General features: G+C 70.2%; 14 protein-coding genes. 7 read left to right on the top strand and 7 right to left on the bottom strand.

Going from position 1 to position 21753, the window contains the following annotated elements; all coding sequences use genetic code 11:
• Positions 1 to 100: 100 nt before the first annotated feature.
• From VFQ84_RS03790 to VFQ84_RS03775, 4 genes are all read left to right on the top strand, one after another.
• On the top strand, positions 101 to 1441 hold the full coding sequence (locus VFQ84_RS03790) for a tryptophan--tRNA ligase (protein WP_414636994.1): 1341 nt from the start codon (positions 101 to 103) through the stop codon (positions 1439 to 1441).
• Positions 1441 to 1746, top strand: a complete 306-nt coding sequence (locus tag VFQ84_RS03785; RefSeq protein ID WP_325129379.1) for a hypothetical protein — start codon at positions 1441 to 1443, stop codon at positions 1744 to 1746. Before VFQ84_RS03790 ends, VFQ84_RS03785 begins: the two co-directional genes overlap by 1 nt.
• A gap of 198 nt (positions 1747 to 1944) precedes the next feature.
• On the top strand, positions 1945 to 3012 hold the full coding sequence (locus VFQ84_RS03780; protein WP_325129378.1) for a sensor domain-containing diguanylate cyclase: 1068 nt from the start codon (positions 1945 to 1947) through the stop codon (positions 3010 to 3012).
• 86 nt (positions 3013 to 3098) lie between these two features.
• The gene (locus VFQ84_RS03775) at positions 3099 to 4205 is read left to right on the top strand and encodes a sensor domain-containing diguanylate cyclase (RefSeq protein ID WP_325129377.1); all 1107 of its coding nucleotides are present in this window, start codon (positions 3099 to 3101) and stop codon (positions 4203 to 4205) included.
• 9 nt (positions 4206 to 4214) lie between these two features.
• On the opposite strand, the gene VFQ84_RS03770 is transcribed toward VFQ84_RS03775, so the two are convergent.
• From VFQ84_RS03770 to VFQ84_RS03745, 6 genes are all read right to left on the bottom strand, one after another.
• The gene (locus tag VFQ84_RS03770; RefSeq protein WP_325129376.1) at positions 4215 to 4604 is read right to left on the bottom strand and encodes a VOC family protein; all 390 of its coding nucleotides are present in this window, start codon (positions 4602 to 4604) and stop codon (positions 4215 to 4217) included.
• Position 4605: 1 nt separating this feature from the next.
• Entirely contained in the window at positions 4606 to 5949 is a 1344-nt protein-coding gene (locus VFQ84_RS03765) for a dihydrolipoamide acetyltransferase family protein (protein WP_325129375.1), read from the bottom strand.
• 9 nt (positions 5950 to 5958) lie between these two features.
• Positions 5959 to 6939, bottom strand: a complete 981-nt coding sequence (locus tag VFQ84_RS03760; protein WP_325129374.1) for an alpha-ketoacid dehydrogenase subunit beta — start codon at positions 6937 to 6939, stop codon at positions 5959 to 5961.
• Positions 6939 to 8012: a pyruvate dehydrogenase (acetyl-transferring) E1 component subunit alpha gene (gene pdhA, locus VFQ84_RS03755; RefSeq protein WP_325129373.1), complete on the bottom strand. Its 1074-nt coding sequence runs from the start codon at positions 8010 to 8012 to the stop codon at positions 6939 to 6941. Before pdhA ends, VFQ84_RS03760 begins: the two co-directional genes overlap by 1 nt.
• 81 nt (positions 8013 to 8093) lie before the next feature.
• Positions 8094 to 12611 carry a hypothetical protein gene (locus VFQ84_RS03750; RefSeq protein ID WP_325129372.1) on the bottom strand — a complete coding sequence of 1506 codons (4518 nt, stop codon included), beginning with the start codon at positions 12609 to 12611 and terminating at the stop codon, positions 8094 to 8096.
• 109 nt (positions 12612 to 12720) lie between these two features.
• Complete coding sequence (locus VFQ84_RS03745) at positions 12721 to 15870, bottom strand: lamin tail domain-containing protein (protein WP_325129371.1); 3150 nt, start codon at positions 15868 to 15870, stop codon at positions 12721 to 12723.
• Positions 15871 to 16048: 178 nt separating this feature from the next.
• On the opposite strand from VFQ84_RS03745, the gene VFQ84_RS03740 reads away from it, so the two are divergent.
• The 3 genes from VFQ84_RS03740 (at position 16049) to VFQ84_RS03730 (ending at position 20216) form a co-directional block, all read left to right on the top strand.
• Positions 16049 to 16909 carry a tryptophan 2,3-dioxygenase gene (locus VFQ84_RS03740; protein ID WP_325129489.1) on the top strand — a complete coding sequence of 287 codons (861 nt, stop codon included), beginning with the start codon at positions 16049 to 16051 and terminating at the stop codon, positions 16907 to 16909.
• A 57-nt stretch (positions 16910 to 16966) separates the two neighbouring features.
• On the top strand, positions 16967 to 18550 hold the full coding sequence (locus VFQ84_RS03735) for an AbgT family transporter (RefSeq protein ID WP_325129370.1): 1584 nt from the start codon (positions 16967 to 16969) through the stop codon (positions 18548 to 18550).
• 163 nt (positions 18551 to 18713) lie between these two features.
• Positions 18714 to 20216 (top strand): peptide MFS transporter, encoded by a 1503-nt coding sequence (locus VFQ84_RS03730; protein ID WP_325129369.1) that lies wholly within the window; start codon positions 18714 to 18716, stop codon positions 20214 to 20216.
• A gap of 86 nt (positions 20217 to 20302) precedes the next feature.
• Here VFQ84_RS03730 and VFQ84_RS03725 read toward each other — a convergent pair whose 3' ends face one another.
• A complete protein-coding gene (locus VFQ84_RS03725; RefSeq protein WP_325129368.1) occupies positions 20303 to 21556 on the bottom strand; it encodes a threonine synthase in 1254 nt (417 codons plus the stop codon).
• Positions 21557 to 21753 lie beyond the last annotated feature (197 nt).

Raw genomic sequence — 21753 nt, 5'->3', positions numbered from 1 at the left:
GTCTCCGGGCTTGGACGCGGGTTTCAACGTTCCGCGGCCGGGGACGGGGTTAGGCGCGCGGGCGGGCTAAAATGCCCCCGTTCACACAGCAGACGACGACATGCCCGTTACCCGCGTCCTTACCGGCATCACCACCTCCGGCACCCCGCACCTGGGCAACTACGCCGGCGCGATCCGGCCGGCCATTGCCGCCAGCCTGCGGCCCGGGGTGGAAAGCTTCTATTTCCTGGCCGACTACCATGCGCTGATCAAGGTGCAGGACCCGGCGCGGGTGCAGCGCTCGACCCTGGAGATCGCCGCCAGCTGGCTGGCCTGCGGGCTGCAGCCGGACAAGGTGTGGTTCTACCGCCAGTCCGACATCCCCGAGATCCCGGAGCTGACCTGGCTGCTGACCTGCGTGGCCGGCAAGGGCCTGCTCAATCGCGCACACGCCTACAAGGCGGCGGTGGACAGGAACCGCGAGGCGGGCGAGGACGACGATGCCGGCGTCAGCGCCGGCCTGTTCATGTACCCGGTGCTGATGGCCGCCGACATCCTGATGTTCCAGGCGCACTCGGTGCCGGTGGGGCGCGACCAGGTCCAGCACATCGAGATGGCGCGCGACTTCGGCGCGCGCTTCAACCATCTGTACGGCGAGCCGGTCGGCAAGTCCTTCTTCGTCCTGCCCGAGGCGGCGATCGAAGACAACGTGGCGACGCTGCCCGGCCTCGACGGCCGCAAGATGAGCAAGAGCTACGACAACACCATCCCGCTGTTCGCGCCGCGCGCGGAGCTCAGGAAGCTGATCTTCTCGATCGTGACCGATTCGCGGGCGCCGGGGGTTGCGAAGGACACCAAAGGCTCGGCTATCTTCGAGCTTTATCGCGCGTTTTCCACGCGCTATGACGCGGAGCAGTTTGCCCGCGCATTCGAAGAAGGCATCAGCTGGGGCGAAGCCAAGGAGGCCCTGTTCGAACGCATCGACGCCGAAGTGGCGCCGATGCGCGAGAAGTACGAAGCGCTGATGGCCAAACCCATCGAGATCGAGGCGATCCTGCGCGAAGGCGCGATCAAGGCCCGCAAGATCGCCACGCCGCTGATGGCCGAGCTGCGCCACGCCGTGGGCTTGCGCGACCTGCGCGAGCAGGTGGTGGTGGCCAAGGCGGCCAAGGCGAAGGTGGCGATGCCGCAGTTCAAGCAGTACCGCGACGACGCGGGGCGTTTCCGATTCAAACTGATCGATGAGTCGGGCGTCGAGATATTGGAAAGCATTCAGTTCGCCTCACCTCGTGACGCGGGTGGCGTGATCGCGAAAATCCGGTCGGAAGGGCCAGCGGGCATCGAGCATAAGGAAGGCGTAGGCCTGTTCCTCGAAAACCAGCTCTTCGGCAACCTGGTGGCGCCGGCGGGCGTCGATCGCCTCAGCAAGGCGCTGCAGCTGCTGGCGGAGGAGGGCGCCTGATGGCCGACATCGCCGATCTCGCGATCATCCTGTTCCTGCCCTGGTTCGCGATCCTGGGCGCGCTGTACTGGTTCTATCCGCGCACGCTGGCGCGCACGCCGGCGCGGCGCAACTTCGACCTGGCCATGCTGGCGCTGGCCTTCACGGCCAGCTTCATCGCCGGGCGCTGGGGCTATTCGATCGCCAGCACCAGCATCGAAGCCGGGCCGATCTGGCGCCAGGTGCTGGCCAGCCTGCTGGCCTACAAGGCCTTCCTGGCGGTGATCGCCGGAGCCTGGGCCTGGCGCGGGATGCGTTTCCGCTAGCCTCGTTCGCGGCGCGCCACGCGAGGCGTGACGCTCGCGGCGCTTGTGGCATGGCACTCGAGGCATGTTGCGGGAGCCCCTGCCGACGCGGTTGCGCCCCGGCGGCGTCCGAGGGGTAGACTGCAGGCCTGCGGACCCGAGGCCAAGCCCATGCCCCGAGCAGGCGCGCCCGATGTTTTCCCTCTGCTGAGGGCACCGGTGTCCGGTGCGGCCGAGCTGGCCCGCATCGAGGCGCTGCAGCGCTATCGCGTGCTCGACACGCTGCCCGAGGCGGCCTACGAAGACCTGGTGCTGCTGGCGGCGTCGATCTGCCGCGCGCCGATCGCCCTGGTGAGCCTGGTGGACGAGGGCAGGCAATGGTTCAAGGCGCGCCTGGGCCTGGACGTGGACCAAACGCCGCGCAGCATTTCCTTCTGCGACCACGCCATCCGCAACCCGGGCGAGGTGATGGTGGTGGCGGATGCCACCCGCGACGCGCGCTTCGCCGGTAACCCGCTGGTGACCGGTGCGCCCAACATCCGCTTCTACGCCGGCGCGCCGCTGGTCACCGACGAGGGCCACGCGCTGGGCACGATCTGCGTGATCGACGACAAGCCCCGCGGGCTGGACGAAGCCGCCCGGGCCGCGCTGTCGGCGCTGTCGCGGCAGGTCATGCGGCTGTTCGAAGCGCGCCAGCGCAACCTTGAACTGCAGCGCCTGGCCGCCGAACGTGAACTGATGACCCACGGCATGATCGAATACCAGCGCCAGCTGGAGGTCGAGAACGCGGGGCTGGTGGTGGAGGCCAGCCACGATGCGCTGACCGGCCTGCTCAACCGCAGCGGGCTGGAGAAGCTGGGCGGCGCCGCGATGACGGCCAAGTGGCTGGCCAGCGGCGTGTATTCGGTGGCCGTCCTGGACCTGGATCACTTCAAGCGGATCAACGACACCCACGGCCACGCGGCCGGGGACGAGGCGATCCGGGCGGTGGCGACGGAGATACGCCGCAACATCCGCGGCGGCGACATCGCCGTGCGCTACGGCGGCGAGGAGTTCCTGCTGCTGATGCCGGGCACGCCGATGGCCGGCGCCATGACCGTGACCGATCGCATCCGGCTGTCGGTGGCGGCGCGCGATGACCTCAAGGAGCCGCTGACCCTCTCCGGCGGCATCGCCTGCGGCACGTCCGGCCTGGACGACCCGGAGGCGGTATTCCGCGCGGCCGACCAGGCGCTCTATCGCGCCAAGCGCGGCGGTCGCAACCAAATCCAGGCGGCCGAGGACTGAACGGGCGCCATCACCGCGCGGCGGCGGCCCGCCATCGGCGCCCGGCTCTCGTAAACTGGCGCCAGTCCGACCCGAAGGATCGCTGCATGAACACGGCGCCAGATGCCCCGACCGCGCCGCCGCCGCTCTCCGCGGCGGCCGACCAGGCGCGCCTGGATAAGCTTCGGCACTACCGCATCCTCGATACCCTGCCCGAGCGGGCCTACGACGACATCGTGGCCCTGGCGCGGGCGGTGTGCGGCACCTCGCAGGCCGTGATGAGTTTCATCGACGAAACCCGGCAGTGGTTCAAGGCGGCCGAGGGCATCGACGGCGAGGGCACCGACCGCAGCATCGCGTTCTGCGACATCGCCATCCGCCGCCCGGACGACGTGACCGTGGTCAACGACGCCTCCGCGCATCCGGTATTCCGCAGCTATCCCCAGGTCACCGGGCCGGACCACCTGCGCTTCTACGCCGGCGCGCCGATGGTGACGCCGGACGGGCATGCGCTGGGCACGGTCTGCGTCATCGACAGCGAGCCGCGCACGCTCCGGGCCGAGCAGGTCGACGCCCTGCGTGCCCTGGCCCGGCTGGCGGTGCAGCTGCTCGAGGGTCGGCGGGCCCAGCTCGAGACCCAGCGCCAGCTGGCCGAGCGCGAACTGGTCAACCGCGACCTGCTGCGCTACCAGCGCCAGCTCGAACGCCAGAATTCGCTGCTGGAGGTGGAGGCCAACACCGACGCCCTGACCGGCTTGCTCAACCGCACGGGGCTGGAGAAGTTGCGGCAGGAATTCCGCGGGCACGAGACGTCGCCGGACCAGCCGTTTTCCGTCGCGGTGCTGGACATCGACCACTTCAAGCGCATCAACGACAGCCTGGGGCACGCCGCCGGCGACGACGTGCTGCGCATCGTCGGCGAGGAGATCGCCCGCTGCGTGCGCGGTGGCGACATCGCCGTGCGCTACGGCGGCGAGGAGTTCCTGGTGATCATGCCCGACACCCCGCTGATCGGCGCGCGCACGGTGGTCGAGCGCGTGCGCCAGGACGTGGCGGCGCGCGCGGACCTGCCGATGCCGGTGACCATCTCCGGGGGCCTGGCCATGGGGCGTTCGGGTCGCGACACGCCCGAGGCGATCTTCCAGCGCGCCGACCAGGCGCTCTACCGCGCCAAGCGGCGCGGGCGCGACCGGGTGGAGGTCGACGAGGACTGAGCGCCGGCCTCAGTCGTGGCGGTCGGCGTTGCCCGCGTCCAGCGGTTCGCGCGCCTTCACCACGCAGAAGCGCTGGCCGGTGGGCGCCTGCATCACCACCCAGCGGCGGTGGCGCGGGCGCGAGGCTTCGGTGGCGCCCAGGGCTAGCAGGCGGGCGACCTCCGCCTCCAGGTCGTCGGTCTCGATGTCCAGGTGCACGCGCGAGGGGTGGTCCACCTTCTGGACTTCGATCTGCAGGCCGTGGCGGCGGCCATCGAGGCGCGCGTACTTGTCTTCGCCGCCTTCGTCCGGATCCAGCACCGGCAGGCCCAGCGCGCGGCTCCAGAACCGCGCCGCGTGGCCCAGCGAGCCGCCCTCGCAGTCGATGATGAAGCCCGCGAGGCGGCTGTGGTGCGGCATGTCAGTGCGGGCGCTGCAGGTCGTCGAGCAGGGCGCGCAGGAAGCGCGCAGCTTCGCCGCCGGTGCAGGCGCGGTGGTCGAAGGTGAGCGAGATCGGCATCGTGCGGTGCGTTTCCAGTCCGCCCAGCACCGGCACCACCGCGTGGTACAGGCGGCCGGCGCCGACGATGCAGACGCAGGGCGGCACCACCACCGGCGTGGCGTACTTGCCGGCGAAGACGCCGAAGTTCGACAGCATCAGGGTGTAGTCGCGCAGGTCTTCCGGCGGCAGGCTGCGGCTGCGGACGCCATCGCGGATGCGGTTGAGTTCGCCGCGGATCTGCCAGGCGTCGAGTTTCTCGGCGTTGCGCAGGTTGGCCACGAACAGCCCGTCGGGCGAATCGATGGCGATGCCGACGTCGACCCGCGAGTGCCGGCGCAGCGTGCCTTCCTTGGCGTTGAACCAGGAGTTGAGCGCGGGAACCGCCTGCGCGGCCACGCCCAGCGCGCGGATCAGGCGCGCCATGATGTCCTCGCCCGGGGCCCAGGCGTGGATGTCGGCGTCGTCCATCAGCGAGGTCGGCACCACTTCGGCGTGGGCCTGCGACATGGTGCGGATCATGTTGCGCTTGACGCCGCGCACCGGGTCGTCGACGTCGAGCTTGGCGTCGCCGTCTCCTGCAGGAGCGGCTTTAGCCGCGAAGCTCCTGGCGGGAGGCTGCGGGCGTTCGGCGAAAGGCTTCGCGCCTGAAGGCGCTCCTACAGGAGGTTTTGGGGCGGCGGCGGGGGGCGGGCTGGCGGCGGCGCGCTTCACGTCGGCGAGGGTGACGTCGCCGTTGGCGCCGCTGGCCGTGACGCGGGCCAGGTCGACCTTGAGCTTCTTCGCCAGCGCACGCACGGCCGGCATCGCCTTGACGCCGCCGATGGCGACCGCCTGCTCACTGCGCACGGCGTTGGAACTTTCCATCGCGCCGACCACGGTACCGGCGTCGTCGCTTTCCGCGTCATCCGGCGCAGCGTCGCTGGCTTCCGCGGGCGCTGGCGCGGCCGGGGCGGCGGCGGCCGGCTTGTGGCCGTGCGAATGGCCGGTGTCCTGCGCGTCCGCGCGCTGGGGCAGGGACGGGTCGATCTCGACCTCGACCAGCCAGTGGCCGGTCTCGACCACGTCGCCGGCGGCGCCGGCCAGGCGCAGCACCTTGCCCGAATACGGCGACGGCACCTCGACCACGGCCTTCGCCGTTTCCATCGACACCAGCGGCTCGTCGAGCCTGACGACGTCGCCGACCTTGACCAGCCACTCGACGATCTCGGCGTCGGGCAGGCCTTCGCCCAGGTCGGGCAGCAGGAACAGCTTCTTCTCGCTCATGGGATGTCCTCAGCCGGCCGCGGCGACGCGCTGGGCGGCGGCGACGATCTTGTCCACGCTGGGCAGGTACTTCATCTCCAGGCGGAACAGGGGAATGTGGGTGTCGTAGCCGGTGACGCGCTCGACCGGGGCGACCAGGTCGAACATCGACTCCTCGGCCAGGCGCGCGGCGATCTCGGCGCCGAAGCCCGCGGTCTTGGCGGCCTCGTGCACGATCACGCAGCGGCCGGTCTTGGCCACCGATTCCTTGATGGTGTCGAAGTCGAGCGGCGTCAGCGTGGCCACGTCGATCACTTCGGCGCTGATGCCCTGCTCGGCCAGCTTGTCGGCCGCCTCCAGGGTTTCCTTCACCTGCGCGCCCCAGGTGACCAGGGTGACGTCGCTGCCGTCGCGCAGCACGAAGCACACGTCCAGCGGCAGCGCCTCGCCGTCGTCGGGCACTTCTTCCTTGTACTGGCGGTAGATGCGCTTGGGCTCGAAGAAGATCACCGGGTCCGGGTCGCGGATCGCGGCCAGCAGCAGGCCGTAGGCGCGCTGCGGCGACGAGGGCATCACCACCCGCAGGCCCGGCACATTGGTGAAGATCGATTCGTTCGCCTCGGAGTGGTGCTCGGGCGCGCGGATGCCGCCGCCCCAGGGCACGCGCAGCACCATCGGGCAGGTCAGGCGGCCGCGGGTGCGGTAGCGGAAGCGGGCGGCGTGGCAGACGATGTGGTCCACCATCGGATACATGAAGCCGTCGAACTGCGCCTCGGCCACCGGCTTGAAGCCCTGCGATGCCAGGCCGACGGTGAGGCCGGCGATGGTGGTCTCGTCCAGCGGGGTGTCGAGCACGCGCTCGCTGCCGAACGCCTGCTGCAGGCCGGCGGTGGCGCGGAACACGCCGCCGTTCACGCCCACGTCCTCGCCCAGCACGACCACGGTGTCGTCGTGCTTCATTTCCCAGGCCAGGGCCTGGGTGATCGCCTCGATCAGGGTGATGGCGGCCATCAGCGGCCCTCCCACTGGATCGCGTCGGCGCGCTGCGCCTCGAGCTCGGCGGGCAGTTCGGCGTAGAGGTAATCGAACATGGCTTCCACCGGCTGCACCTTGGTCTCGAGATAGGCGTTGACCTCCTCGTCGACGCGCTTGCCGCATTCCTCCTTCCACGCGGCCTCTTCGGCCTCGCTCCAGACGCCTTCGGAAATCAGGAAGGTGCGCAGGCGCGACATCGGTTCGCGCTCCCAGCCTTCCTTCACCTCGGCGTCGTCGCGGTAGCGGCGGGCGTCGTCGGCGGTGGTGTGGTCGGACAGGCGGTAGGTGACCAGCTCGAGCACGCTGCCGCCGTGGCCGTTGCGCGCGCGCTTGATCGCGTGGTCCATGGCGGCGCGCACGGCGATGATGTCGTTGCCGTCGACCTGCACGCAGTCCAGGCCGCCGGCCAGGCCCTTCTGGGCCAGGGTCTTGGCGCCGGTCTGGGCCTTGCGCGGCACCGAGATCGCCCACTGGTTGTTGATGATGCACAGCACGAAGGGCAGCGTGTACGCGCCGGCCGAGTTGATGGCGGCGTAGGTGTCGGTCTTGGAGCTGCCGCCGTCGCCGACGCAGGTGACCGCCACGCGCGGTTCGCCGCGCAGCTTGAAGGCGAGCGCGGCGCCGGCGGCGTGCAGGCACTGGGTGGCGATGGGCACGCACCACGGGTAGTCGTGCGGCGGGCCGGAGAAGTCGTTGCCGCGTTCGTCGCCGCCCCAGTACATCAGGATGTCGCGCGGCTTCACGCCGCGGACGATCTGGGCGCCGTATTCGCGGTAGGACGGCGCGAACACGTCGTCGTACTGCATCGCGCTGCCGATGCCGATGTGCGCGGCCTCGTGGCCCAGGCAGCTGGCGTAGGTGCCCAGCTTGCCGGTGCGCTGCAGCGCCACCGCCTTGGTGTCGAAGGTGCGCACGTACAGCATGGTCTTGAACAGTTCGACCAGGTTGCGCCGGTCCTTCGCGAACTCGGGCAGGTCATCGCGCACCAGGCGGCCGTCGGCCCCGAGGTACTGCAGGTATTCGATTTCGAAACTGGCAACGGTCGCCATCACGGGCCCTCCCAGGCAGACCCGTTTGATAGCAGCCCCGGACCCGGCGTGGCAAGCGCCGGAACGGCTGGAAACGTGAACTCAGCGTGTCGCCGCGCGCGTCGCGGGCGTGCGCGAAGCCTCTGGTGCCGCGGATCCCCGGGCACCGTACGCCGGCGTCGGTTTCGGCGCCGGGCGCGTCGATTGCGTCGTTCGTCCGTCCACGACGTGCGTGGCCGTTGCCGAATCGTTGCCCGGCGTGCGATCAACGGCGATCGCCGCGGCCGGGTAGGTGTGCGTGGCGGTGACGCGGATCGGGCGCCCGCTCTGGATGAAGCGGTAGGCCGGCACTTCCACGCCGATCACGCTCGGGCTGCCGGACGCGATCGGCAGGTAGCGGCTGCAGGCCCATTCCTGCAGGTCGGGGAGGTAGATGTTGGCGCTGCAGAGCCAGCCGGGGCCATCCATCACCAGGTTGGCGTATTCGCCCGCGCCGGGCGACTCGATGCGGATCACCAGCTGGCTCAGCGCCGAGGTCTCCGGGCCGTCGGCCGCCGCGGTGATGGAGAACACCGCCGGCGCCGGGAAGCGGGTGCGCTTGGCGGCGACCTGGGCCGAAAGATCGACGATCGGCGCGATCGGCAGCGTCAGGTTGACCTGGTCGTTCTCGCTGCGCGGATCGTTGACGGCGCTCTCGACGCGGATGCGCACCTGGACCTGGTCACCGACGAGTCCTTCGGTGTCCAGGCCGACCGACAGCTGGCCGCGGGCGCCGTTGCCCGGCAGGTCGCCGAGCGGGCAGCGCACCTGGCTGAAGCCGAACCCGATCGCCTCGGCGGGCGCGCAGGCCTGGCCGTTGAAGGCCGCCTCCACGCGCGCGGGCTGCAGCAGGACCTCGACGATCGCGACGGCGCTGCGCGCCGTGCTCGGGCCCAGGTTGGCGAAGTCGAACACCAGGGTGTTGGCCTGGCCGGGATCGAGCTTGACGGGATAGGGCGTGGGCGCGGGGCCGCAGCTGGCGCCGACGCAGAAGTCGGCCTCGGCGATCACGAACACCTGGCCACTGGCCGTGTCGTTCGCGGGCACCGGGTCCATCAGGTCGCTGGCCACCGTGGCCTGCAGCGACAGCAGGCCGCCCAGGGCGATCGCGGGATTCGTGCGGACATAGGCGCTCAAGCCGCTGCTGCCGGCCGGCACCGGGCAAATCACCGCGGTGCTGCCGGCCGGCGCCGCGTCGGCGGTGCAGGCCACGGCCTGCCCGAACGCGTCGCGCACGCGGAGGTCGCCCGCCGCCAGCGCGGCGTCAATCACCAGCCGCAGGCGCGGATTGCGCGGCAGGTTGGGTCCGTAGCTGTCGACCTGCAGCGTGAACGAGGCCTCGGCCGGCTCGACGACGACGCTGCCCGCCGGGAAGACGCGCACCGCCAGGTCGACCGTCTGGTCGACCGTGAAGCTGGCCTGTGCGCTGTTGTCGGCCGGCACCTGCTCTTCCGAGTCCGAGCCGACGGTGACCTGGGTGGTGACCGTGTACTGCGGCACGCCGGCGCGCAGCGGCGGGGTGATGCCGAGGCGGAAGAAGTAGTCGTAGGACGGGAACTCGGGCTGGAGCATGGGCGCCGTGACGGTGCAGGCGATGCGCGAGCCGGCGCCGTCGGCCTGCGGCGGCAGGCAGCTCCAGATCGCTGGCGTCTGCCCGGATACCTGCGGTTCGAGCTCACCCAGCGCCGACGGCGGCAGGTCGACCCGCACCTCCAGCGTGGCGTTGCGGGCGACGCCGCGCAGGGCGTTGCTGACCACGAACGAGACGCTGGGTGCGCTGTCGAGCAAGGCCGTATCGGCCGAGGGCAGGAGCGTGCCGAGGCGAAGGTCGACCTTGTCGGAGACGCGGCGACTGGCGCTGGCGACGTTGTCGGCGGGCGTCGGGTCCGGGCTGGACGCAGCGGCCTCGACGGTGAGCCCGGTGACGCGGCCGCCGTCGAGCAGGCCGGTGGCGAAGGTGACGCCGAACACCGCGACCTGCAGGAAGTCGTCGTTCGTGACGCTGCAGGTGAAACGGCTGCGGCGGGGCCCGGTGCTGGTGCCGGCATCGCAGGTGACGCCGCTGTCGCCCGGGGTGAAGCCCACGTCGCTGGCCAGCGCGTCGATGTCGAGCGTCATCGTCACCGGCCCCGGCGGGTTGAGCGGCGAGCGGTTGACGATCACCACCCAGCCGCCGGGTTCGCCCGGGAACAGGTCCTCGACGCCGCCGATCGACAGCAGTTCGACCTGCAGGTCGACGCGGCCGTCGAAGACCAGGGTCTGGCTGGACGTGTTGTTGGAAAGATCCGCATCGTTGTGGCCGCCGCGCAGGGTGGCGGTGAAATCCACGCTCTGGCCGTCCAGCGACGGGTCGGCCGGCAGGCTGATCTCGAAACCGTGGCCGTCGCCGCCCAGTTCGGGGTTGCTGCAGCTGACGCGGCTGCCGGCGCCGTCGGCCGCGACCGCGCCGCAGGTCCAGCCGGGCCAGCTGGTGGACAGGCTCCACTGCGCCGGCGCCAGCGTCGAGGTGATCACCAGCTCCAGCGCCTTCGCGGTATCGGGGCCCTGGTTGCCGACGGAAAGATAGAGCGTGTTGTCCACGCGCGGGCTGTAGGTGCCGTTCGAATAGAGCGTCACCGCCGTGTCGGCGTCGATGAACGCGGCCACCGCCAGTCGCGCGATCAGCGGGTCGCGGGCGGAGAACGTGAAGCCGGGGTCGCCCGCGGCGCGGGCGCTGGCCGGGAAGTCGGCGTTCATGCGCGGGTGCGCGGAAGCGACCGCAAAGCGGCGACGCAGCGCCTCGTTGGCGAGGATGTGGTCGAGCGCGCGGAACTCGCCGCGGTCGTTGGCGGTGTAGCGGGTGTAGGCCGGCGCGAGTTCGGTGAGGTTGGCCAGCGGCGTGGTGATCGGGCTGGGCATCGCCACCCAGGTCTCGTTCGCCGGCGCCGGGCGACCCGTCAGGATGCCCATGACGTCGACGCGGCCATCGTTGAAGGCATCGGCCTCGAAGCCGCCGAGCACGGCGATGGCCTCGTTCGGGTCGGCCTGCTGGCGGTCTTCGATCCAGGCGGCGATGCGGGCGGCCTGGCGGGCGCGAAGGGTCATCACGCGATCGCCGCCGGTGCTCCAGCCGTTGGGCCCGGGGGAGAGCGAATCGGACGCGCTGCCTTCGTGCAGGCGAACGTTGACCGCCGTGAACTCCGCCTGGCGGCCGGCCTCGTCGGTGACGCGCAGCGCCAGCGCCAGCGGCGGACGGGTGAACAGCGGCTCGCTGCCGCCGTCGGGGTGGGCGCTGGTGTCCGCCGCCGCGATCGTTTCCGCGGCCAGCACCTGCACCCGCGGCGCCAGGCCGTCCACGGTGTAACCGGCGACCAGGAAGCCCAGGTCCAGCCCGCTGGCGTCGCTGCCTTCGACCAGCACGGCCTGGTATTGGCGCGGCTCCGGGCAGTAGGTGGTCGGGTTGGTCTCGATGAGCGCGGCCAGGTCCTGCAGCACCTGCACGTTCTCGACGCCGCCGACGGCGATCACCTCGGGATTGAGCATGAAGGTGCACAGGCCGGTGGCGATCTTCGCCAGTCGCGCCTGGTACACCGCCGGCGCATGCACCGGCTCGTCGCGCGCGGGATCGTCGCTGGCGTCGTACAGGCCGCCGAGGTCCATCCAGACCAGCTTGACTTCGCCGGGGACGTTGAAGGCCGCACCTTCGCCGCGATAGCCGGGCACGACCTCGATCGGGCGCTGGGCGTCGAGCAGCAGCGCGTGGCGGGCGTCGCGGTAGTCGAGCACGCCGACGGCGTCGCGCACCCGGTCGTTGAGGCCGACTTCGAGGCTCGCGTGGATGGACCCCCGCTGGCCGCTGCCGTCCACGGCCAGCACCTGAGGATTGCCGTCGTTGAACGACGGCGACTTTCCGGCCGGCAGCGGCTCGGCGGTGAACGGCGGCAGGCCCGGCTCGCGGAAGGGCAGGGCGTCGAAGGCAATCGAGGTGCCCAGCACGGCGTGGAAGTTGCCGTTGGGGAAGACGGCCTGGTTGTCGGTGCGCACGACGCTTTGCGTGGCGCCCACGACGACCAGTTCGGCGGCGCGCACCCGCATGCCTTCCAGGCGCTCGAGCGCGGTCGGATCGCTGTCGGGGGAAAGATCGGCGGCATCGAGTTCGATCGGCGCAGGCAGCGCGTCGCTGCCGACCACGACCTGAGCGGTCACGTCGACCAGCTGCGTGACGGTCAGCTGGTGCGGATAGCCGTAGGGCAGGACTTCCTCGACCCGGCCCCGGACCATGACGACGTCGCCCGGCTGCACCAGCCCGTTCTCGAGCTCGGGGACCTGAACGAACAGGCCTTCGGAGGTTTCCGCCAGGGTGTCCGCGGCGTGGTCGGGGGTCTGGATGAAATAGCCGAGCGCGGTCTTCGCCGTCACCACGCCCGAAACCATCACCTCCGAACCGGCCAGCGGTGACAACAGGCCGCTGCCCTGGATCTCGTGGACGGTGGCGTCGATGACGCCGGTGCGGTCCTGCACCGGGCGCGAGCCCGCGGGGAAGGGCAGGGACAGGCCGCCGAGGGCCAGCAGGCAGGCGGCGGCGAGGCGCGAGAAGGTCATCATCGATTCCCCAAGAAAAACCCCGCCGGCGGGGCGGGGTCGGACTAGGCCTTGGCGCTGATTCTAGCCAAGCCCCGGCGGAATGCCATCCGCCGGGGCCGGGAAATTCTCAGCGGTTGAACGGGTTCTGCGGGCGGCCGACGATGCGGGCGCTGCCGGTGGCGCTGTCGTTGGCCGGCACCGCGTCGCGGCTGAAGGTGCTGGCGGTGATGACCAGGTCGACGTCCTCGATGGCGCCCAGGCGCACGGCGTCGAAGCGGATCGACAGGTTGTCGATGGCGCCCGCGTCCAGTTCGGCGTCGCGCTGGCAGGCGATGCGGCTGCCGGTGTCGATGTCGACCGGCGCGCTGCAGGTCCAGCCGGCCGCCTGCACCGGGTAGAGGCGGAAGGACGGCGTGCCGATCTCGATCGTCAGCGCCGGCTCCACCGCCGGGGCGCTGCCCAGGTTGGCGACTTCGGCCCGGAACACGACCTGGTTGCCGCTCACCACCGGCTTGCCCGGCGAGGTGACCGCGACCGACAGGTCGGCGTCGAGGAAGTCGGCCACGCGCAGTTCGGCCACCAGCGGATCGTGGTCCGAGGTGCGGACCGGCACGGTCGGGTCGGCGGCGTTGTCGGTGGCGAAGTCACTGTTGACGCGGGCGTGGTACAGGCGGGCCCGGGTGTTGGCCAGCACCGTGTCATTTACCAGGGCGTGGTCGAGGGTCTGGATGTTGCCCTCGAACACGTACGAGTACTGCTCGGCCTCGGGCTTGGTGCCGATCAGGTTCACCAGCGGACGGGTGACGGCGCTGGCGCCGTACTCGAGCACCTGGTCGGCCGGCGCCGGGGTGCCGCCGATGATGCCCATCACGTCGACGTAGCCGTCGCTGAAGTTGAACGAGTTGTAGTCGCCGATCAGCACCAGGTTGGCGGGCGTTTCGTCGGTCTGGATCGCCTCCACCAGCTCGGACAGCATCACGGCCTGCTGCAGGCGCTTGCCGCGCGAGCGGTTGCCGGCGGTGCCCCAGGAATCGCTGCGGGTGGCCAGCGAATTGACGTCGAGCAGCGACAGCGTGTGGTTGAGCAGCACGGTGAGCGGGAACTCCTCGCCGTTCTCGCCCTTCACCCGGGCGTTGAGCATCAGCGGCGCGCGGTCGAACAGGACGCCCGAGTTGGTGCTCAGGTCCGGCGCCACCAGCGGTTCGGTGGTGAACATCTCGGTGATGGCGTCGACCACCACGCGCGGGCCGCCGGCTTCGACCGGCGCGGTCTTGACCAGGAAGCCCAGGCGCTGGGTGCCGCTGTTGGACAGCACGTAGGCCTGGTACTGCGGGCTCTCCGGGCAGGTGCCGAACTCGTTGGTGTTGATCGCCGAGGCCAGGCGCTCGGCCGCGGCCAGGTTGGCGATCTCGACCAGGCCGACCACGTCGGGGTTGCGCAGGTACTGGCAGAACACCTCGGACAGCTTGTCGAGTCGGGTGATGAAGTCGCCGGTGAGGGCGAAGTTCTCGATGTTGTAGCTGCCCACCCGCACCGCGCCGACCGGCGCCGCCGGCACCGCGGCCACGAAGGCGCCGCCGCTGGCGACGATGCCGCTGTTGTCGCCCAGCAGCAGGCTGAAGTCACCGCGGTCGTAGTACATCACGCCCGCCATGCCCTGCAGCTGGGTGCCGGCATCGAGGTTGAGCGCGGTGCCGGCCTCCAGGCCCGTGCTTTCCACGCGCAGGCGCTCGGGGTTGCGGTCGAACACCGGGATGTTGTTTTCCGGCGGCAGCGGCACCGCATCGAGCGCGGCGATGCCGGGCTCGCGCGCGGGGCGCACGGTCTCGGGCAGGGTGACGTAGAAATCACCGAAGCCATTGGTGGGGCCGACGACGACCGCGGCCGGCAGTTCGACCCGCATGCCCTGGTAGCGGCCCATCGCGTCGAGCGCGACGCCTTCCGACAGCACCGAGGCATCGATCAGCACCGCCGGCGGCAGCGGGTTCCCGGTCGAGAGCACCGTGAAGCTGCTGCTGCCGAGCTGGGTGAGCGGGTAGCCGTGCGGGGTGCGCGAGAAGCTGGTGATCGTGCCGCCGATGCGCAGGCGGTTGCCGACCGCGGCGTCCACCGGCGGGGTGCCGCCGGTGAACACGAACAGGCCCTCGGCCGTGGCCGGGTCGCCGTCCTCGTCGCCCGGGGCGCTCTGGATGAAGTAGCCGTTGCCGCGGCGGGCGGTGACGATGCCTTCGGTCAGCACCTGGGTGCCGATCGCCAGCGGCGAGCCGGTGCCGGTGCCCTGGATCTCCGGAATCAGGAACTCGCCGACCACCGACAGCGCGATGTTGGTGTCGGTGCTGCGGGCCTGGTCGTCGACCACGTTGACCGGCAGCGAGACGGCACCGGCCGCGGCGCTGACCACGGTCTCGAACGAGAACACGTTGTCGCCGGCGGTGGCGTCGCCCTGCAGGCCGTCGTCGCGGAAGCCCTGGCTGGCGCTGCCGCCGATGGCGGTCAGGTCGCCGGTGACGACGATGCCGGTGGAGTCGGGGTTGCGGCCCGGGGTGACCGTGACCGTCAGCAGGGTGCTGTCGCCGTTGGCCAGGCTCGACGGGCTGGCGCTGCCGTTGCCGGTCGGGTCGGTCGGGTCGGTGCTGAGCGCGCAGGTGTTGACCGGCGAGCCGGTGTTGCGCGGCAGCGGGGCGGCGGTGCTGAAGTCGGCGCCGTTGTCATCGCTGTCGGTGCAGCCGCCGTCGGCGCGGAACGCCGCGGTGGTGTTGCTCAGGGTCGGGGTGGCGGACGTGCCCTCGAACAGGTTGGCCGACCCGAAGCCGACCAGGTCGATGACCAGGGCCAGCTGGGCCTCGCCGCAGGGCGCGGCGGACGTGCCGCAGTTCAGGGTGGCGGCGCCTTCGACCAGGGCGACCTTGCCGTTGGTGCCCGAGAGGTTGGGGTTGGTCGAGGTGGCGTCGGGGCTGACGGGCAGGGCCACGCCATTGGCGCCGGACGCCAGCTGCAGCAGGAAGTACTGCCCGGGCTGCAGCGTGGTCGCCGGCAGCGCCACGGACTGGGTGAAGCTGCCGGTCGACGAGCCGTACTGCACCGACTTGCCGTCCAGCGACACCGGCACCGGGCCGCGGTTGAACAGCTCGACGAAGTCGTGGGTATACGGCGCGCCGGAGTTGCCGCCGCCGCCGTAGACCTGGCTGATGGCGAGGTCGGAGGCCGCCTGGGCGGTGCCGGCCAGGGTCAGGGCGAGGATCGTCGCAGCCAGCGGGCCGCGGTGGGTCGGATTCATGCGGTAACTCTCCCCAGAGGTAAGCAGTGCTATCAGCGGAAAGCCCGCCAAGGGGTCGGAATTTATCCGAAAACCGGGTCAGAAGCGTGACAGGCGGCGAGAAAATCCCGCCGCGGGGACAGCCCCGGGGTCTTCACATACCATGGACACCCCCTCCGACCCCCGCGACCGGCCCCCGATGACCCCGTCCGACAACCTCCGTCCGCTGGAGGACGCCATCACCACCGACCTGCGCGAGCGCCTGACCTACGGCGGCTACCTGCAGCTCGACACCCTGCTGGCGGCCCAGAAGCCCTTGTCCAGCCCGCCCCACCACGACGAGATGCTGTTCATCGTCCAGCACCACGTGGCCGAGCTGTGGATGAAGCTGCTGATCCACGAGCTGCGCGCGGCCATCGCCTGCCTGAAGACGGACCAGCTGGACCCGATGCAGAAGATCCTGGCCCGGGTGAAGCAGGTGCAGCGGCAGCTGACCGAGCAGTGGTCGGTGCTCGAGACCCTGACGCCGGCCGACTACCTGCAGTTCCGCGACATCCTGGGCCCCGCCTCGGGCTTCCAGTCGCTGCAGTACCGGGTCATCGAATTCCTGCTGGGCAACAAGAACGCGGCGATGGTGAAGGTGTTCGAGCACGATCCGGCCGCCAGCGCCGAGCTCACCGCCGTGCTGGAGGCGCCCAGCCTGTACGACGAGTTCCTGCGCCACCTGCACCGGCGCGGCCACGCGATCCCGGCCGGCTGCGTCGAGCGCGACTGGTCGCTGCCGCATGCGCGCGAGCCGGGCCTGATCCCGGTGTTCAAGGCCATCTACGAGGACACCGACACGCACTGGGAGGCCTATGCCACCTGCGAGCAGCTGGTGGACGTGGAGGGCAGCTTCCAGCTCTGGCGGTTCAGGCACATGAAGACCGTGGAGCGGATCATCGGTTTCCGGCGCGGCACCGGCGGCAGTTCCGGCGTGGGCTTCCTGAAGCAGGCGCTGGAGCTGACCTTCTTCCCCGAGCTGTTCGAAGTGCGCACGGTGCTGGGCCAGCCGGGCTGAACGACGGGCGGGTGGCTGCTACGATCCGGGGCTGTCGCCGATTCCCGAGGAGCCCGCATGTCGCCCGCCACCCCTGAGATCGCCGCCCCGCGCGGCTGGATCGCCCGTTCGCTCGACCTGGTCGAACGCGTCGGCAACAAGCTGCCGGACCCGGCGGTGCTGTTCCTGATCCTGATGCTGGTCACCTGGGGCGTGTCGGCGCTGATGTCGACGATGAGCTTCACCGAACTCGACCCGCGCAGCGGCGAGCCGGTTCGGATCGTGAACCTGCTCACCGGCGGCAGCCTCACCGCCTTCATGGCCTCGATGGTCACCACCTTCGTCAACTTCGCGCCGCTGGGCGTGGTGCTGGTGGCGATGCTGGGCCTGGGCGTGGCCGAGCACACCGGCTTCATCAACGCCGGCCTGCGCTCGCTGCTGGTCGTGACCCCGAAGCAGCTGCTGACGCCGGTGCTGATCGGCGTCGGCATCCTCAGCCACGTCGCGGTGGATGCCGGCTACGTGCTGGTGATCCCGCTGGGCGCGGTGATCTTCTACGCCGCCGGCCGGCATCCGCTGGCGGGCATCGCGGCCGCCTTCGCCGGCGTGTCGGGCGGCTTCTCGGCGACCTTCCTCGTGCCCTCCAGCCTCGACCCGCTGCTGGCGGGCCTGACCCAGGCGGCGGCGCGCCTGATCGACGCCAACCTCGAGATCAACCCGCTCAACAACTACTGGTTCACCACCAGCTCGACCCTGCTGATCATGCTGGTGGGCTGGTTCCTCACCGACCGGGTGATCGAACCGCGCCTGCAGGCGACCAAGGTGGACGGCGACACGGCGCAGATGCCGACCATGACCGAGCTCAAGCCCGAGGAGATCAAGGGGCTGGTGGCGGCGGCGGTCGCGATGTTCGTCGCCGCGGCGCTGTTCGTGCTGACCCTGGTGCCCGAGGGCACGCCCTGGGGCGCCGACCCGGCCACGCTGGCGCCGGGCACGCACCCGCTGCTCGCATTCACCGCGCCGCTGATGCGCTCGATCGTGGCGCTGATCTTCCTCTTCTTCCTGATCCCCGGCGCCGTGTACGGCTACGTCGCGGGCACCGTGAAGACCCATCGCGACATCATCGCCGGCATGTCCAAGGCCATGAGCGGCATGGGCTACTACATCGTGATGGCCTTCTTCGCGGCGCAGTTCATCTACGCCTTCGGCCAGTCCAACCTGGGCGTGCTGCTGGCGATCAAGGGCGCCAACGGGCTGCAGGCGCTGGGACTGCCGATGGCCATGACCCTGGTCGGCATCGTGCTGCTGTCGGGCTTCGTGAACCTGATGGTGGGCTCGGCCTCGGCCAAGTGGGCGCTGATCGGCGCGGTGATGGTGCCGATGCTGATGCAGCTGGGCGTGTCACCGGACCTGACCCAGGCCGCGTATCGCGTCGGCGACTCCTCGACCAACATCATCACGCCGCTGCTGCCTTACTTCCCGCTGATCGTGGTGTTCTGCCAGAAGTACGTGAAGGGCGCCGGCGTCGGCACGCTGCTGGCGCTGATGCTGCCGTACTCGGTCACCCTGCTGGTGGTCTGGACCGCCTTCCTGCTCGGCTTCTGGGCGCTGGGCATCCCGCTCGGCTTCGGTTCGAGCTACCAGTACGTCCCGGCCGGCTGAACCAGCCTCCCGGCCTGTTCATCCCCGGGGCCCGGTTTGTGACGACGGTTTGACGGCCGAGGCCCATCCCGGGTACACCTTGCCGGCCTTCACAGGCCGGCCGGGGCCGGCCGGCCCGGCCCAGCCGGACTCATAACCACAACAAACCCAGGGGAGAGACCGCATGAGCGGTGCCACCAACCAACCGACGGCCGCCGTGCCGGAGTTCAACAACGTCCTCGGTCATCCGCGTCCGCTCTGGATGCTGTTCATGACCGAGTTCTGGGAGCGCTTCGCCTTCTACGGCATGCGCTGGGCGCTCACGCTCTACATCGTGGCGCAGTTCTTCGGCGGCGACGCCTCCGGCGAGGGCTATGCCAGCCGCACCTACGGCGCCTTCCTGGCGCTGGTGTACGCCACCGCGCTGTTCGGCGGCTGGGTGGCGGACCGCATCATCGGCTACCAGCGCTCCATCCTGCTGGGTGCGGTGATCATGGCCGCGGGCCTGTTCATGATCATGCTGCCCACGCAGCAGCTGTTCGTGCTGGGCCTGTCGCTGGTGATCGTCGGCAACGGCCTGTTCAAGCCCAACATCTCGACCATGGTCGGCCAGCTCTACCCGCAGGGTGACGCGCGCCGCGACCGGGGCTTCACCATCTTCTACATGGGCATCAACGCGGGTGCGCTGGTGGCGCCGCTGCTGACCGGCTGGCTGGCCAGCGTGATCACCGACACCCCGATGGAGCAGAACTACAAGGTCGTGTTCGCCGCCACCGGCGTCGGCATGATCATCAGCTTCCTGTGGTTCTGGTTCGGCCGCAGCCAGCTCAAGGGCATCGGCGAGCCGCCGGCGGACCGCAACGGCAAGACCAGCCTGCTGTGGGTGATCGCGGGCTGCGTGGTGTCGGTGCCGATCGTGTACCTGCTGATCGCCAAGGTCGGCGCCGCGGCGCTGGCCTGGGTGCTGGGCCTGCTGTTCATCGGCCTGTCGGTGATGCTGCTGGTCGAGGCCATCCGCGGCGGCAACATCGCCCGCGACAAGGTGATCGCGATGCTGATCATCTTCCTGTTCAACGTGCTGTTCTGGATGTTCTTCGAACAGGCCGGCAGCTCGTTCAACTTCCTGGCGCAGAACATCGTCGACCGCAACCTCGGTGGCTGGGAGTTCCCGGTGGGCTGGTTCCAGTCGGTGAACCCGGTGGCGATCGTGCTGCTGGCGCCGCTGGTGGCCCTGGTCTGGGGCTGGATGTCGAGCCGCAACATCGAGCCGTCGATCCCGCGCAAGTTCGGCCTGGGCCTGCTGGGCAACGCCGTGGCCTTCCTGGTGCTGATGTACGCGCTCAAGAACCTGGTGGTGGACGGGCAGATCCCGTTCTGGCCGCTGGTGCTGGTGTACGTGCTGCAGACGGTGGGCGAGCTGTGCCTGTCGCCGATCGGCCTGTCGATGGTGACCAAGCTGGCGCCGATGAAGGTCGTGGGCCTGGCGATGGGCGGCTGGTTCCTGTCCACCGCGATCGGCAACAACCTCTCGGGCATCTTCGCCGGCAGCGTGTCGGGCGAGACCGGCATGACCGTGGCCTCGGCGCTGAGCGGCTTCACCTTCAGCTTCTGGCTGCTGCTGGGCGCGGGCGTGCTGCTGTTCCTGATCGCTCCGCTGATCAACAAGCTGATGCACGGCGTGAAGTAAGCCGGCGCAGGTTCCTTCGTTTCGAGAAGCCCCGGCCTGGTGCCGGGGCTTTCTTTTGGACGGTGCGGCTGTCCCGCGCGTGTTGGCTACAGCAGGTGGCGAAGGTCGGGGAGGTACTTCTCGAGCGAGCCGGTGTTCACCGCGACCACGCGTTCGCCGCGCCGGAGCAGGCCGCGGTCCAGCAGCTGGGGCAGTGCGGCCAGGCAGGCGGCGCCTTCGGGCGAGATCCAGTGGCGGCGTTCGCGCCAGACGGTCGCCAGCTCGCGCGCGGTGTCGGCTTCCGGGACCGCGACGGCCGCGCCGCCGCTGGCGCGGATGATCTGCAGCACGCGGAACTGGCCGACGCCGGCGGGGACGTTCAGGCCGGTGGAGAGCGTGGGGCCGGTTTGCGGCAGGGCGTGGGTGTCGTCGGCGCCTTCGTCGAAGGCGCGCACGAGCGGCGTGGTCACTTCCGACTGCACGCAGATCATCTTCGGGCGGCGCGAATCGACCAGGCCGAGGGCCTCGAGTTCGTCGAAGGCCTTCCACATGCCCAGCACGCCGGTGCCGCCGCCGGTGGGGTAGACGATGGCGTCGGGCAGCGACCAGCGGGTTTCGCCCGGCGGCGGCTCGGCCATTTCCAGGCCCAGGGTCTTCTTGCCCTCGATGCGCCAGCCCGGTTCCTGGAAGGTGGCGCAGTTGAACCAGCCGTTCGGCCAGTAGTCGGCCTTGAGCTTCGCCGCGGCCTCGCGGATCGTGCCCTTCACCAGCGCGAGGTGGATGCGGCCCGGGTGCAGGCGGGTCATCGCCGCGACCTGGCCAAGGATGGGCATCGGCGTGTCGTCCGGCATGGCCACCACCACCTCGAGGCCACCCGCCAGCCCGTAGCGCACCAGCGAGTCGCCGGCATTGCCCTGGGTCGGCACGGCCAGCCGCGTGAGGCCGGCGCGGCGCGCCATCGCCACCACCATCGCCATGCCGCGATCCTTGAAGCTCTGGGTCGGGTTGGCGCCGAAGCCCGGATGCGCGCGGCCTTCATCCTTGAGCTGCAGGCGCAGGCCGGCGGCGCGGGCCACCGGGTGGTCGGCGTAGTCGAGCAGGGGCGTGTGGCCTTCGCCCAGCGCGACGATGTGCCGGGCATCGGCCGGATCGGTGATGTCCAGCGGCATCAGCGCGCCAAAGCGCCACATGTCCCGGCGCATCGGGTCGTACCAGGCGGCGCCAGGCTTCTCGCGCGCCAGCCGCTCGATATCAAGCACCATCTGCACCGGCCGGCCATCCACCGGATCCAGGTTCATCGGCGGCTCGACCGGATACTCCACCCCCGACCCAATGCCCCTCAAGCAACGCAAATACCCCATCCCCATTCCCCTCAAAAATGAACAAGCCGTACCGGGTTCAATTTCATTCTCCCTGAGACTGTGTCTCATCGACCGTGAAATTGAACCCGGTACGGCTTGTTCAGGTTTTTAGTGGGTTTTGGCTTCGGCGGCGCCGAGGAGGTCGATCAGGCGGGAGAGGGCGGTGCGGTCCTCGGTGCTCAGGTTCGACAGCAGGC

Origin of the sequence: Arenimonas sp., from assembly GCF_035721105.1 — a bacterium.
Taxonomy (GTDB): domain Bacteria; phylum Pseudomonadota; class Gammaproteobacteria; order Xanthomonadales; family Xanthomonadaceae; genus Arenimonas.
This window is presented reverse-complemented; position numbering and strand designations above follow the sequence as displayed.

Excerpts from the sequence above, each read along its gene's own strand:
- VFQ84_RS03790 (WP_414636994.1), top strand. The coding sequence starts at position 101 with ATGCCCGTTACCCGCGTCCTTACCGGCATCACCACCTCCGGCACCCCG.
- VFQ84_RS03785 (WP_325129379.1), top strand. The coding sequence starts at position 1,441 with ATGGCCGACATCGCCGATCTCGCGATCATCCTGTTCCTGCCCTGGTTC.
- VFQ84_RS03775 (WP_325129377.1), top strand. The coding sequence starts at position 3,099 with ATGAACACGGCGCCAGATGCCCCGACCGCGCCGCCGCCGCTCTCCGCG.
- VFQ84_RS03770 (WP_325129376.1), bottom strand. The coding sequence starts at position 4,604 with ATGCCGCACCACAGCCGCCTCGCGGGCTTCATCATCGACTGCGAGGGC.
- VFQ84_RS03765 (WP_325129375.1), bottom strand. The coding sequence starts at position 5,949 with ATGAGCGAGAAGAAGCTGTTCCTGCTGCCCGACCTGGGCGAAGGCCTG.
- VFQ84_RS03760 (WP_325129374.1), bottom strand. The coding sequence starts at position 6,939 with ATGGCCGCCATCACCCTGATCGAGGCGATCACCCAGGCCCTGGCCTGG.
- pdhA (WP_325129373.1), bottom strand. The coding sequence starts at position 8,012 with ATGGCGACCGTTGCCAGTTTCGAAATCGAATACCTGCAGTACCTCGGG.
- VFQ84_RS03750 (WP_325129372.1), bottom strand. The coding sequence starts at position 12,611 with ATGACCTTCTCGCGCCTCGCCGCCGCCTGCCTGCTGGCCCTCGGCGGC.
- VFQ84_RS03745 (WP_325129371.1), bottom strand. The coding sequence starts at position 15,870 with ATGAATCCGACCCACCGCGGCCCGCTGGCTGCGACGATCCTCGCCCTG.
- VFQ84_RS03740 (WP_325129489.1), top strand. The coding sequence starts at position 16,049 with ATGACCCCGTCCGACAACCTCCGTCCGCTGGAGGACGCCATCACCACC.
- VFQ84_RS03735 (WP_325129370.1), top strand. The coding sequence starts at position 16,967 with ATGTCGCCCGCCACCCCTGAGATCGCCGCCCCGCGCGGCTGGATCGCC.
- VFQ84_RS03730 (WP_325129369.1), top strand. The coding sequence starts at position 18,714 with ATGAGCGGTGCCACCAACCAACCGACGGCCGCCGTGCCGGAGTTCAAC.
- VFQ84_RS03725 (WP_325129368.1), bottom strand. The coding sequence starts at position 21,556 with ATGGGGTATTTGCGTTGCTTGAGGGGCATTGGGTCGGGGGTGGAGTAT.